The sequence below is a fragment of the Bradyrhizobium sp. USDA 3397 genome (assembly GCF_054060965.1).
On the sequence record NZ_JBSSDS010000001.1, the window covers coordinates 5,784,685 to 5,797,598 of the forward strand.

Below are 12,914 nucleotides of genomic sequence, written 5' to 3' on the forward strand. Positions count from 1 at the left end.
CGTGATCTCTCCGAAGTAGGAGCCGCTGATCTATGCATGGTCCGCGCAGACAACCAGCCGGCGCGATCACAATTCCGCAGGGCGAGTTGCTCCCTCGCGGCGATCATGCCGCCCTGACATTTTGCGGCTTTATCGCTGTCTGCGACTGGAGCATGATCGACATCATCCAAAGCGGCAAGCGCAAAGAATTGCCGTCGGACGGAAACGAAGAGGACGATCATGCCCGGACCGGTTAAAGCGCAGCCAAAAGATATCGCGGCCGCACCCTCCGGCCTGCTGGCGCCCGATACGTCGGGCATGAATTTCTACCGCGCCGATCCCGCGCTCGCGGACCTGCTTCGCATCCATCTGCCGGAGAATCTGTTCCGCCACATCGAGCCGCATCTCGACCGGCTCGGTGAGCTCGCCGGCGGCCATCTCGACGAATGCGCGCGTCTTGCCGACCGTCACACGCCCATCCTGCACCAGCGCGACAAGTTCGGCCGCGACGTGCAATGGATCGAATATCACCCGGCCTATCGCGAGCTGGAGAACGCCGCGTTCGGCGAGTTCGGCATCCATGCGCTCTCGAACGCTAAGGGCATCATGGGCTGGCCGGAGAAATACCCTGTTGTCGCCAAGCACGCCTTCACCTTCCTGTTCAACCAGACCGAATTCGGGATGGGCTGCCCGATCAACGTCACCGATGGCTGCGCCAAGCTCTTGGCGAATTTCGGCAGCGAGGCGCTCAAGGCGAAATATCTGGATGGCCTGACCTCGACCGACATGAGCAAGCTGACCCAGGGCGGCCAGTTCATGACCGAGAAGGAAGGCGGCTCCGACGTCGGCACGCTGACCACGCGCGCCGTGCAGGAAGGCGACCATTGGCGCCTCTATGGCGAGAAATGGTTCTGCTCGAATGCCGACGCCAAGGTCGTAATGCTGCTGGCCCGGCCCGAAGGCGCCGGGCCCGGCACCCGCGGCGTCGGCCTGTTCCTGATGCCGCGCTTCCTCGACGACGGCACGCAGAACCATTACCGGATCGTGCGCCTCAAGGACAAGCTCGGCACCCGCTCGATGGCCTCGGGCGAGATCAAGCTCGAAGGCGCGATCGCCTACCCCGTAGGCAAGCTCGACCGTGGTTTCGTGCAGATGGCCGAGATGGTGAATTCGTCGCGGCTCTCCAACGGCGTCAAGTCCACCGCACTGATGCGCCGCGCCTATCACGATGCGATGACGGTCGCGACCAACCGCGTGGTGTTCGGGCAGCGCATCATCGATCTACCGCTGGGACGGCGGCAGATGCTGAAGATCATGCTGCCGGTGGAGCAGGGCCTGTCGATGAGCTTCCTCACTGCTGATGCCCTCGACCGTGCCGAGGCCGGCAGCCAGGATGCTGCGGCGCTGCTGCGCATCCTCACCCCGACGCTGAAATTCCGCGCCACGCGCGATGCGCGCAAGGTTTGCGGCGATGCGCTCGAGATGCGCGGCGGCATCGGCTATATCGAGGAATTCGCCACCGCCCGCCTGCTGCGCGATGCGCATCTCGGCTCGGTCTGGGAAGGCACCGGCAACATTGTCGCGATCGATGCGCTGCGGCGGGCAGTGGGCCGCCACGGCGCGGAATCCGCGCTCGCGGCCGATCTGCACGCCCGGCTCGGCGACAGCGCCTCGGTACCGCAGGCCTGGCGCGATCATCTGCGTGGCCTCACCGACCGCGTCGTCGGCTTCGCACGCGAAGTTGCGGCCAAGTCCGAGAACGAAGCCGATGCGCGCCGCGCCACCAGCGCGCTCTATCACGTCGCCAGCGCAGTCGCCTTCGCCTGGGAAGCGCACCGCGTCCACGAGATGCGTGGCGATGCACGCCGGCTGCTGCTCTCGCGCCTCGTGATCGACCATCGCGTGACGCCGAGCGATCCGTTCCGGCTGACGGAAAATGCCGCGCAGGCGAAGATTGCCGCGCTGTTGCTCGGCGATCGTGCCGCCAGCATGAGCGAGGTTGGCGAACTGGTTCTGGCGGCGTAGGCTTCTGTCTTCACCTCTCCCATAGGGAGAGGTCGATTTGCGTAGCAAATCGGGTGAGGGGCTCAGGTCCCACGAGGGGGTGTAACCCCTCACCCGACGCTTCGCGCCGACCTCTCCCCATGGGAGAGGTAACGTCCGCACGCAACGAAATCATAAACAACGAGGAAACACCGATGAAGGCCGCCGTCCTCTATGAAGTCAACCAGCCGCTCGTCATCGAGGACATCAGCCTGCCGAAGCCGGGACCGCGCGAGGTGCTGATCCGGACCGCCGTTGCCGGTCTCTGCCATTCCGACCTGCACTTCATGGAAGGGCTCTATCCGCATCCGCTGCCTGCGGTGCTCGGTCACGAATCCGCTGGCGTGGTTGAGCAGGTCGGCTCCGATGTGACTTATGTCAAGCCGGGCGACCATGTCGTCACATGTCTCTCCGTCTTCTGCGGCACCTGCGACAATTGCACCACCGGCCGCACTGTGCTCTGCACCGACGCGACGGTGAAGATGCTGCCGGGCGTCTCCAACCGGATGCAATGGTCGAAGCCGGAGAAGCTTCACCAGTTTCTCAATCTCTCCTCCTTCGCCGAGCAGATGCTGGTGCACGAGAACGCCATCGTGAAGATCCGCAAGGACATGCCGCTCGATCTCGCCGCCCTGATCGGCTGCGGCGTCATCACCGGCTATGGCGCGGTGGTGAACACGGCGAAGGTGACGGCCGGCGAGACCGTAGCGGTGATCGGCTGTGGCGGCGTCGGCATGGCCGCGATTAACGGCGCGCAGATCGCCGGCGCCGGTCGTATCATCGCCATCGACACCAATCCCGCAAAACTCCAGCTCGCGACCAAGCTGGGCGCGACCGACATCATCAACCCCGCCGACGGCGATGTCGTGAAGCAGGTGCGCGACCTCACCAATGGCGGCGTGCACCATGCCTTCGAGGTGCTCGGCCGCAAGGAGACGGCCGAGCAGGCTTTTGCGATGCTCGCCTCCGGCGGCACCGCCACCATCGTCGGCATGATCCCGTTCGGGCAGAAAATCGAGCTGCACGGCTTCGACTTCCTGCGCGAGCGCAAGATCCAGGGCTCCTCGATGGGCTCGAACCATTTCCGCGTCGACATGCCGCGCCTGGTCGACTTCTATTTGCGCGGCCGGCTGCATCTGGAAGATTGGATCTCGGCCAAGCTGAAGCTCTCCGAGATCAACGAGGGCTTCGCCAACATGAAAGCGGGCAAGACGCTACGCAGCGTGATCGTGTTCGATAGTTGATTCCAGAACCGCTGTTTCGCTCCGTCATTGCGAGGAGCCCTCGCGACGAAGCAATCCAGGAGTCTCCGCGGAGATAGTCTGGATTGCTTCGCTTCGCTCGCAATGACGTGAAGGAATCAATCATCGAACATCTTCGGCGGCACGAAGCCGCCGAACTCGCGCTCGATCAGCTCGGCGAGCTTGAGCGGCGTGCGGTCCTCGAGGAAGGGACCGACGATCTGAGCGCCGACCGGCAGGCCGTCCTTCGACAGGCCGAGCGGAACGGCCGTTGCCGGCAGGCCCGGAAGCGTTGCGATGCCCGGCCAGGCGAGCTGGTCGGAATAGGGGTAATCCTTGCCGTCGATGCTGATCGTTCGCAGGCGCTGCTCCGGCGAATGATCGTGCGGAAAGGCCGGCGTCGGCATGATCGGGCAGATCACCGCGTCGAAGCTCCCGAACAACGCCCGCCATTGCGCGCGCAGGACGGCGCGGGCCCCCGCATCGAGCACCCAGGCGCGGTGGCTCGCGGTGATGCCGCGCAGTCGCTCCGCGTCAAGGCTGGTGTCCTCCGGTGACAGCTGGCTCGCCCGCGCCTGCGCATCCGCCAGCTCGTCGGGAGGCAAGAACGCGCCGAGGAAACCCAGCAGCATGCGCATGTAAAGCCGGGACGTCTCCGCGAAGTCCGGGAGCAGCGCGCTCTCGCGTGCGACGGTGACGCCGGCCTTCGCAAGATCGATTGCGAGCTTGTCGATCGCGCTGCGGACATCTCGGTCGCTCGGCAGCAGAGGATGGCTGTCGATCACCAGGATACGAAAATCCCGCAGCGACTGATGCCGCGCAGCCGGCAAATCGAGCTTGTAGGCGATACCGATGTCGAGAGGATCGGGTCCCGCCATGACGTCGAGCAGCAAGGACAGATCCGCCGCATTGCGCGCCATCGGCCCGATGACGGCGAGGTCGCCCTCGCGCGGAATGGCTGGAAACGGCGGCGGGGTCTCGCCGCGCGCCGCGCAGAGATTGAGCGTCGGCTTGTGCGCGAACACGCCGCAATGAAATGCCGGCACACGCAGGGAGCCGCCGATGTCGGAGCCGGTGGCGAGCGCGCAATAGCCTGCGGCGAGGGCTGCCGCCGATCCCCCGGACGAACCGCCCGGCGTGCGGCCGAGATCGTAGGGGTTGTTGGTGGTGCCGTAGATGTCGTTGTAGCTCTGCCAGTCGCCGAGGCCGACCGGCAGGTTGGTCTTGCCGAGGATCACGCCGCCGGCTTGCTTGATGCGGGCCACGGCCAGCGCGTCTTCCACGGGCTTGAAATCCTTCTGCGGCAGGAATCCCCAGGTCGTCGGCAGGCCGGCGATGTTGAAGGATTCCTTGATCGTCGTAGGCAGGCCGAGCAGCGGCTTGCGCTCGCCGCGCGCCAGCGCCGCATCCGCCTCGCGCGCCGCAGCGAGCGCGCGATCGAAGTCGCGCACGCACACCGCGTTGATCCTGCCGTCGTGCCGTTCGATACGCGCGATCGCGTCCTGCGCCAGCTCGACGGCCGAGACCTTCTTCGCACGCAACGCGGCCGACAGTTCGACCGCACTCTTGAAACTCCATTCCGATCTGGCCACGGCGCTTCTCCCGCTCCGGTTCTTGGAAGATGATGCGCAGTTTGGCCGAATCTCTCAACGGCTGTTTGATGGAGATTGTGGTTCCCGATCAAATCAGGCCATGCCGGCGCTAGCGAGGAAGTCGAGCAGCAACCTGCTCACCGCGGCCGGCTGCTCCTGCTGGACCCAATGGCCGGCGCCGTCGACGAGATGGCAACCGAGCATCTTCGTGCACGCGCTGCGCTGCATCGTCTCGAATACGCCGGGCCGTTGATAGGTGCCCCAATCCTGCTTGCCCGAGATGAAGCAGGAGGGCACGTCGATGCTGCGGCCGGCAAACAATTGCATCTCATTGTTCAGCGTGCCCGACGTGCCGTAGCGGTACCATTGCAGCCCGCCCTGAAATCCGGTGCGGCTGTACTCGGCGCTGTAATGGGCAAGTTGGCTGTCCGGCAGCCATTGGTTCGCGGCGATCGCGGCCGGAGAGGGCATTTCCTTCGCGACCGTCTCGGCCATGGTCTCATGCAAGTCCATCACGTAATAGGTCGGCAGCTTCGCCAGCTCCTGCGCCGACCACGCTTGCAGCGGATAGGGCTTGTTGTCGGTCCAGTCCGCGCTCTTGTGATGATAATAGGCGCGCAGGAAATCGTGCACGCCCTGCGGTGCCTGCTGCATGTGGGCATTGGCTTCCCGTGTCGAATAGTACCATTGATAGTGCTTGCGTGGCCGCGGCAGCGCGGCGAGCTCGCGATGCACCGGGTCTTCCACCGCGGGCTTTGCCGGATTGTCGACCGTGCCGAACGGCAGCGCCGGTGGGCCGCCGAACGGCGCGCTCATCATCGTCACCGAACGAAACACGTCGGGCCGGATCAAGGCGCACCAGGCTGCGACCGGGCTGCCAAAATCATGTCCGACCACATCGACCTGCCTGTAGCCGAATGCCGACACCAGAGCGAGCGCATCGCGCACGAGATTGAGAAGCGAGAACGGCGCGAGAGGGCCGTCGTACTCCGCGCTCCATCCCGTGGTGCGTCCGTAGCCGCGCTGGTCCGGTGCGATTACGTGATAACCAGCGGCGGCCAGCGCCGGCATCACCTTGCGCCAGGAGAAGGCGAGCTCGGGAAAGCCGTGCAGCAAGAGGATACAGGGCCGTCCCTTGGTCTCGAAACCGGCCTCCAGCACATGCATCCGCAAGCCGTTGATGCCGTCGACGGTGCGCGAGCGGATTCCGGCGGGCAGGGGGACGTCGGGGAGTGCGGTCATCGTATTCTCCACACGGGCAGTATCGTAGGGTGGGCAAAGGCGCAAAGCGCCGTGCCCACCATTGTTCAACGCGAGATACCGTGGGCACGCTTCGCTTTGCCCACCCGACGACAGCTCGCTACACCGCCGTGCACACGAACGCGTTGCCCTTGCGCCTGATCTTCCCCACCGACGGCGAGGGGAAATGCGCGGTGCAGCACAGCGTGTCGGTGTCGCAATAGCGTTCCAGGAAGCTGCGGCGCGTTTTCGCGGCTGCGGCCGGATCGACGTCGAATTTGATCGACAGCTCCGGATAGAGCGTCTGCAGTGGCGAGTGGATGAGATCGCCCGAGAACACCGCATCGTCCTTGCCGCGGCCCATCGTGATGGCGATATGGCCCGGCGTATGGCCAGGTGTCGGCAGGATGCGGACGTGGTCGCCGATCTCGTGGTCGTTGCCGACGAGCTCGTGCCTGTTGGCCTCGACCACCGGCAACACGCTGTCGACGAAGGGCGGGATCTCCGTCTTCTCGTTCTGCGCGGACCAGTGATCGAATTCCTGCTTGGCGAACACATAGCGCGCCTTGGGGAAGGTCGGCACCCAGCGGCCGTTTTCCAGCCGCGTGTTCCAGCCGACATGGTCGACATGCAGATGCGTGCACATCACGAAGTCGATGTCGTCGACCGAAAACCCCGCGGCCCCGAGGCCGCGCAAATAGGTGTCGTCGGTCTTCATGTTCCATTTCGGCCGCGGCCGCGGCTTGTCGTTGCCGATGCAGCTGTCGACCAGGATGGTGTGGTGCGGCGTCTTCACTACGTAGGACTGGAAGCACAGCAGCAGCACGTCCTCTTCGTCCAGCGCCTTCGCCTCGCGCATCCACGCCCGGTTCTCGGCCAGCACCTCGGCCGTCAGCCCCGGCAGCATCTCCAGCGCCGGGACGAACGAGGTCTCCTGCTCGATGACGCGATGGATGGTGAGATCGCCGACCGAGAATCTGAGGCTCATGAGAACTCCCGAACTTTATGCGGGTGGCGGCACCGAGATCTTCACTGAGGGCCGCTCCAGCATCTTCTGGTGGAAGGCGTCGAGCTTGGGAAAGGCCTTGCGCCAGCCGCAATCGGCGAAGCGGAAGTCGGCATAGCCGAGCACGCAAACGAGGCCGATCTGCGAGATGTCGAACGGGCCGTTCAGCACGTCAGGCATGTTCTCGAAGCGCGCCATGCCGGTCCAGGCTCTGTTCCAATGGTCGTCCGACCAGGCCTGCCATTGCAGGCCCTGCGGCCGCACCATCTTCTCGTAACGGCACAGCAGCATGGAATCGAGCATGCCGTTGATCAGCGAGTGATTGGTCTTGGCCTTCCAGCGCCGCGGGCCGTAATCCGGAATCAGGCTGCCGCCGGCGATCTCGTTGAGATATTCGACGATGACGTAGGAATCCAGGATCACGTCGCCGTCATTGGTGATCAGCACCGGCAGCTTCTTCAGCGGCGTGATCTTCGAATAGTCCTCGTTGGCCGTGCCCGGCGTCACGCTTGCTGGCACGAATTCGATCTTGTCGATCAGCCCGAGCTCGATCGCGGCGATGCGCACCTTGCGGGCAAAGGGCGAGGCGGGGGAGAAGGTGAGCTTCATGGGAATTCCCTGCAATCGAACTTGTGCGAACGGCGTCTCCTCGTCATGGCCGGGCTTGACCCGGCCATCCACGCCTTGCCGCGTAGTCAGACTGTGAGACGTGGATGCCCGGGTCAAGCCCGGGCATGACGACGGTGTATGATGCGCGGCTTACGCCGCCACGATCTCCTGGCGCTGCTCGCCGAGGCCTTCGATGCCGAGCGTGACGACGTCGCCGACATTGAGGAAGGTCGGCGGCTTCATGCCGAGGCCGACTCCGGGCGGGGTGCCCGTGGTGATGACGTCGCCGGGCAGGAGCGTCATGAACTGCGAGACATAGGAAATGCACTTGGCCATCGAGAAGATCATGGTCTTGGTCGAGCCGGTCTGGCGGCGCTGGCCGTTGACATCGAGCCACATCGACAGGTTCTGCACATCCTTGATCTCGTCCTTGGTGGCGAGCCACGGCCCGAGCGGGCCGAATGTGTCGTGCGACTTGCCCTTGGTCCACTGGCCGAGGCGCTCGATCTGGAAGGCGCGCTCGGAGACGTCGTTGCAGACGCAATAGCCGGCGACGTGGTTTAGCGCGTCGGCTTCCGAGACATATTTGGCGCGAGTGCCGATGATGGCGGCGATCTCGACCTCCCAGTCGAGCTTGGTCGAGCCGCGCGGCTTCTCGACGGGATCATTCGGGCCCGACAGCGAGGTATTGGCCTTCATGAAGATGATCGGCTCGCTCGGAATCTCGGCGCCGGTCTCCTTGGCATGGTCGGAATAGTTGAGGCCGATCGCGACGAATTTCGAGATGCCGGTGACGGGCGCGCCGAACCGGGGCTTGCCGGAAACGGCGGGCAGCGAGGCGGGATCGATCGCGGCCAGCTTCTTCAGGGATTCCGGCGAATAAGCTTCGCCGGTGAGGTCCTTCAGATGCGCCGACAGGTCGCGCAATTGGCCGGATCTGTCGATCAGGCCGGGCTTTTCCGCACCCTTCTCGCCATAACGAACAAGCTTCATTCTCGTTTCTCCCTGGAGATTGGACCGATCGGTTGAATAGCTTCTTGGAACAGGGCGGCGGGAAATTCAACCGCCCAAAACGGGCATCACCCCAGCGCCACGAACCTGAATGCGTCGCCGTCCCGCTTGATATGTCCGGCCGAATAATGACCGCCGATCACCAGTGTGGGCGTGTCGGCAAAGCGCGAGAACACCGCGTACCGGCTTGCCGCCGATCGCGCGGGATCGGTATCCACGGTCGAGCACCAGTCGAGATGGGCCATCTGGCAGGGATGATGGGCAACGTCGCCGGTCAGAAGCGCCTGCTCGCCATCGGACTCGATCAGGACGCTCATGTGCCCCGGGCTGTGACCGGGGGTTGGGATCATTTCGATCTGCTCGCAAAGCCGATGGTCACTCGGGACCAGATCGGCCTGGCCGGCATCGACCACTGGCTTCACGGAATCGTTGAACACCGCGACCTTGTCCGGCTCGGCCGTGTAATCACGCCAGTGCTCATATTCGGTCCTGCCGAAAACATAGCGCGCCTTCGGAAATGTCGGCACCCAGCGGCCGTCAACCAGCCGCGTATTCCAGCCGACATGGTCGACGTGAAGATGCGTGCACAGCACGGTGTCGATGCTGTCAGGCGGAAACCCCGCCGCTGCCATGGTCTCCAGAAAGGGTGTGCTGCGGTTGTTCCAGGTGGGGACACCGCGGCCCTGCTTGTCGTTGCCAAGGCCGGTGTCCACCACGATCCGGCGCGTCGGCGTCTCCACCACCAGCGAGTGGATCGACATTTTCAGCCGGCCTTCGTCGGTGGCGAAATGCGGGATCAGCCAGGGCAGCTTCTGGATCTCGTCATTGGTCGCTGCCGGCAGGATGAAGCGGGTCGAGCCGACCGTCTCCATTTCGACGAATTTGGTGATCCTGACCTTGCCGACCTTCCACTGCATCCGGCGCCTCCCCTGTGTTCTTGCTCTTGCGCTGGAACATGCACATTTTCTGCCATCGGGCGCAATGGATCATCTGAGGTGATGTGGCGTTATCGCGGGGAACTGGATGCTAGCCGAAGAGGACGCCATGCCAGAGCTTGCGATTTCCGCGGAGAAGGTCGCCTTCATCATCGAGAAGGCGCGCGAATTCGACGTCAAGGAGGGGGCTTCTGATCCGGACTCCGGCTCGAACGCGGCCGACGACGATATGATGGACGTCCTCGACGACGATGGCTCCGATCCGGTCGTGCAAGAGCTCGGCAGCTTCATGATCGCCCTGAACGAGGACGAGCAGCTCGACCTCGTCGCGCTGACCTGGCTCGGCCGCGGCGACGGCACGATCGATGACTGGGACGAGCTGCGCGCCCGCGCGGCGGAGGCGCGCCGTGAATATGGCAGCCCACGCCGCGAAACGGTGCACTATCTGCTCGGCGAGCCCATGCTGGGCGATCTGCTCGCGAACGGGCTCGACGAATTCGGCATCGACTGGACCGATGAGCGCACCACCGCCGATTCCTCCGCTCCGAGCCAGCAGGATGAGGACGAGCCCACCAAGCAGCGGTGAGGATCGGGCTTTGACGCCTCCACATCGTCATGGCCGGGCATAGCCGTCCGAAGGACGGCGTCGCTTCCGCTCGCCTATGCCCGGCCATCCACGTCTTACTTTGCCGAACAAAGAACGTGGATGCCCGGGACAAGCCCGGGCATGACGATCCTTCGTGATGCGATGATGCTTTACAGCGTCCCCGGGAACGCGCCACCATCCAGCAGAATGTTCTGGCCGGTGATGAAGCCGGCCTTGGCGCCGCACAGGAAGGCGCAGGCATAGCCGAATTCGTCGGGCTGGCCGAAGCGGCCGGCGGGGTTGAGCTTGGCGCGCTCGGCCAGGATCTGCTGCGGCGTGACGCCACGCTTGTCGGCTTCGCCCTTCGCGGTGCTGGTCAGGCGATCGGTCTCGAACGGGCCCGGCAGAAGGCCATTGATGGTGACGTTGTTGATGACCGTCTTGCGCGACAGGCCGGCGATGAAGCCGGTGAGGCCGGCGCGGGCTCCGTTGGAGAGGCCGAGGATATCGATCGGCGCCTTCACCGCGGCCGAGGTGATGTTGACGATGCGGCCGAACTTGCGTGCCATCATGCCGTCGACCGTCGCCTTGATCAGCTCGATCGGGGTCAGCATGTTGGCGTCGATCGCCTTGATCCAGTCGTCGCGGGTCCAGTTGCGGAAATCGCCGGGCGGCGGGCCGCCGGCATTGTTGATCAGGATGTCGGGCTCGGGGCAGGCCTTCAGCACCGCCTCGCGGCCCGCCGGCGTCGTGATGTCGCCGACGATCTCGGTGACGGTCACGTCGGGATAGGCCTTGCGGATCTCGTCGGCGGTCTTCTTCAGCGTATCAGCGCCGCGCGCGGTCAGCGTGACGTGAACGCCGGCCTCGGCCAGCGAGATGGCGCAGGCGCGCCCCAAGCCCTTGCTGGATGCGCAGACGATGGCGCGGCGACCCTTGATCCCAAGATCCACTGTTTCACTCCCGTAAATGTCAGGCAGGTTTTGGACGGCGGCTACCTTAGCCAACTGTGATGCCGCTGATAAGGGAGCGGCCCGCACCAAAATGCATGCGCCTCGCGGCTAGCGATGCAAATGCGCCAGATCAGATCCGCCGCTCCTGCTTGAGGCGGTCGATCGCGGCGGCAGCTTCCGGCGGCAGCGACTTGAAGCCCATCTGGCCCGCGGTCGAGAACAGCGGGCGCAGATGCGAGCCGGCGAGGAAGGGCGGCTGGCGGTTCGTCGGCACGATCTGATCGAACACCAGCACCAAGGTGGTGGCGACGAGGCCGACCCTGACGGCGCCGAGCGCCGCGCCGCCGAGCCGGTCGCCGAGGCCGGCCTCGCCGATCGTGTCGTTCAGCGCGATGCGGCCGATATGGCCGAACAGCATGCCGACGACGACGAAGATGGCGAAGAACCAGATCCAGTTCTGCAACAGCGGCGAGTTCGGATTGCCGGCGATCTGCGGTGCGATCAGCGGCATCAGCGCCACCGCTATGGGTGCGGCGAGCAGATAAGCGAGGATGGTCATGGCACTGCGCAGCAGCCCGGTCCTGAACCCCAAGCCGACCGCGACTGCCAGCGCGGCGTAGACAGCGAGATCGAAACTGTTCATTCGCGAAAGCCCCGCCTCGACGGAACGAATGAACGCCGAGCCGATCATTCCGGTTTCAGATCGCTAAAATCGTCTGTATTGGTGGCCTCAAAGCTCAAGGGAACCGCGCAAGGAACGCGTCATGTCAGACCTATTCGACGTCAGTAAAGAAATCATCCTCGTCACGGGTGCGAGCCAGGGGCTGGGCCGGCAATTTGCCCGGGTGCTGGCCGCGCATGGTGCGGCCGTCGCGCTCGCTGCGCGGCAAACGGACAAACTGAGGAGCCTGGAAGAGGAGATCCGCGGCAAGGGCGGCCGCGCCGCTGCGGTCGCGCTCGACGTCACCGACACCGCCTCGATCGCCAGGGCTGTCGACGCCGCCGAGGCCGCGCTCGGGCCCGTCACCGTGCTGGTCAACAATGCCGGCATCGCCATCGAGAAGCTCGCGACCGAGCAGACCGAGGCGGATTGGGACGCCGTGATCGGTGCCAATCTCAAAGGCGCCTATTTCCTCGCAACCGAAGTGGCGCGGCGCATGATCGCGCGCAAGCAGCCGGGCAACATCGTCAACATCGCCTCCGTGCTCGGCACCGGCGTCTTGAAGGCGCTCTCGCCTTACGCGATCTCCAAGGCCGGCATCATCCAGGCGACGAGAGCGATGGCACTCGAGCTCGCGGGCCAGAACATCCGCGTCAACGCGCTCGCGCCCGGCTATATCGACACCGAGATGAACCACGCCTTCTGGTCGACGCCGGCAGGCGAGCGCCTCGCCAAGCGCATCCCGCAACGCCGCGTCGGCGCCGAGTCCGATCTCGACGGCGCGATCCTGCTGCTGGCATCGAACGCGTCGCGCTACATGACGGGCAGCGTGGTGACCGTGGACGGCGGCTTCTTGCTGAATTGAGCCCCTCTTCGCCTCTCCCCGCTTGCGGGGAGAGGCCGGAATTTGCGAAAGCAAATTCCGGGTGAGGGGGAGTCTCCACGTGTCGCGATCGTTGGCACACGCAGTGTTCCATCCACATCGTCATTGCGAGCGTAGCGAAGCAATCCAGAATCCCACCGCGGAAAGACTCTGGATTGCTTCGCTGCGCTCGCAAT

Annotated in this window: 13 protein-coding genes; 5 read left to right on the forward strand and 8 right to left on the reverse strand. The window is 64.6% G+C overall.

What is annotated here, in order from left to right; genetic code table 11:
• Positions 1 to 32 precede the first annotated feature (32 nt).
• The 3 genes from ACVWYQ_RS26730 (at position 33) to ACVWYQ_RS26740 (ending at position 3,266) form a co-directional block, all read left to right on the forward strand.
• The gene (locus ACVWYQ_RS26730) at positions 33 to 236 is read left to right on the forward strand and encodes a hypothetical protein (RefSeq protein WP_404545593.1); all 204 of its coding nucleotides are present in this window, start codon (positions 33 to 35) and stop codon (positions 234 to 236) included.
• The gene (locus ACVWYQ_RS26735) at positions 220 to 2,004 is read left to right on the forward strand and encodes an acyl-CoA dehydrogenase family protein (protein ID WP_404545595.1); all 1,785 of its coding nucleotides are present in this window, start codon (positions 220 to 222) and stop codon (positions 2,002 to 2,004) included. The genes ACVWYQ_RS26730 and ACVWYQ_RS26735 overlap by 17 nt, the downstream gene beginning before the upstream one ends.
• Positions 2,005 to 2,177: 173 nt before the next feature.
• Positions 2,178 to 3,266 carry a Zn-dependent alcohol dehydrogenase gene (locus ACVWYQ_RS26740; protein ID WP_271546002.1) on the forward strand — a complete coding sequence of 363 codons (1,089 nt, stop codon included), beginning with the start codon at positions 2,178 to 2,180 and terminating at the stop codon, positions 3,264 to 3,266.
• A gap of 116 nt (positions 3,267 to 3,382) precedes the next feature.
• On the opposite strand, the gene ACVWYQ_RS26745 is transcribed toward ACVWYQ_RS26740, so the two are convergent.
• The 6 genes from ACVWYQ_RS26745 to ACVWYQ_RS26770 all read right to left on the reverse strand — a co-directional run bounded on the left by ACVWYQ_RS26745 (position 3,383) and on the right by ACVWYQ_RS26770 (position 9,637).
• On the reverse strand, positions 3,383 to 4,855 hold the full coding sequence (locus ACVWYQ_RS26745) for an amidase (RefSeq protein WP_404545597.1): 1,473 nt from the start codon (positions 4,853 to 4,855) through the stop codon (positions 3,383 to 3,385).
• A 93-nt stretch (positions 4,856 to 4,948) separates the two neighbouring features.
• The gene (locus ACVWYQ_RS26750) at positions 4,949 to 6,097 is read right to left on the reverse strand and encodes an alpha/beta hydrolase (RefSeq protein WP_404545599.1); all 1,149 of its coding nucleotides are present in this window, start codon (positions 6,095 to 6,097) and stop codon (positions 4,949 to 4,951) included.
• Between the two features lie 118 nt (positions 6,098 to 6,215).
• A complete protein-coding gene (locus tag ACVWYQ_RS26755) occupies positions 6,216 to 7,082 on the reverse strand; it encodes an MBL fold metallo-hydrolase (RefSeq protein ID WP_404545601.1) in 867 nt (288 codons plus the stop codon).
• Positions 7,083 to 7,097: 15 nt separating this feature from the next.
• Complete coding sequence (locus ACVWYQ_RS26760) at positions 7,098 to 7,709, reverse strand: glutathione S-transferase family protein (RefSeq protein WP_157283150.1); 612 nt, start codon at positions 7,707 to 7,709, stop codon at positions 7,098 to 7,100.
• Positions 7,710 to 7,859: 150 nt separating this feature from the next.
• Positions 7,860 to 8,702, reverse strand: a complete 843-nt coding sequence (locus ACVWYQ_RS26765; RefSeq protein ID WP_271545994.1) for a fumarylacetoacetate hydrolase family protein — start codon at positions 8,700 to 8,702, stop codon at positions 7,860 to 7,862.
• Between the two features lie 86 nt (positions 8,703 to 8,788).
• Positions 8,789 to 9,637: an MBL fold metallo-hydrolase gene (locus tag ACVWYQ_RS26770; RefSeq protein ID WP_275497704.1), complete on the reverse strand. Its 849-nt coding sequence runs from the start codon at positions 9,635 to 9,637 to the stop codon at positions 8,789 to 8,791.
• A gap of 127 nt (positions 9,638 to 9,764) precedes the next feature.
• Between ACVWYQ_RS26770 and ACVWYQ_RS26775 the strand changes: the two genes are divergently transcribed.
• Complete coding sequence (locus ACVWYQ_RS26775) at positions 9,765 to 10,241, forward strand: DUF3775 domain-containing protein (protein WP_271545992.1); 477 nt, start codon at positions 9,765 to 9,767, stop codon at positions 10,239 to 10,241.
• 170 nt (positions 10,242 to 10,411) lie between these two features.
• Here the strand turns inward: ACVWYQ_RS26775 and ACVWYQ_RS26780 are convergent, their stop codons facing one another.
• Positions 10,412 to 11,194, reverse strand: coding sequence for an SDR family oxidoreductase (locus ACVWYQ_RS26780; protein WP_271545990.1), 783 nt, complete (start codon positions 11,192 to 11,194; stop codon positions 10,412 to 10,414).
• A 130-nt stretch (positions 11,195 to 11,324) separates the two neighbouring features.
• On the reverse strand, positions 11,325 to 11,837 hold the full coding sequence (locus ACVWYQ_RS26785; RefSeq protein WP_036021099.1) for a CvpA family protein: 513 nt from the start codon (positions 11,835 to 11,837) through the stop codon (positions 11,325 to 11,327).
• Positions 11,838 to 11,958: 121 nt separating this feature from the next.
• Here ACVWYQ_RS26785 and ACVWYQ_RS26790 point away from each other — a divergent pair, with 121 nt between their 5' ends.
• Positions 11,959 to 12,720, forward strand: coding sequence for an SDR family oxidoreductase (locus ACVWYQ_RS26790; RefSeq protein ID WP_404545604.1), 762 nt, complete (start codon positions 11,959 to 11,961; stop codon positions 12,718 to 12,720).
• Positions 12,721 to 12,914: the final 194 nt, after the last annotated feature.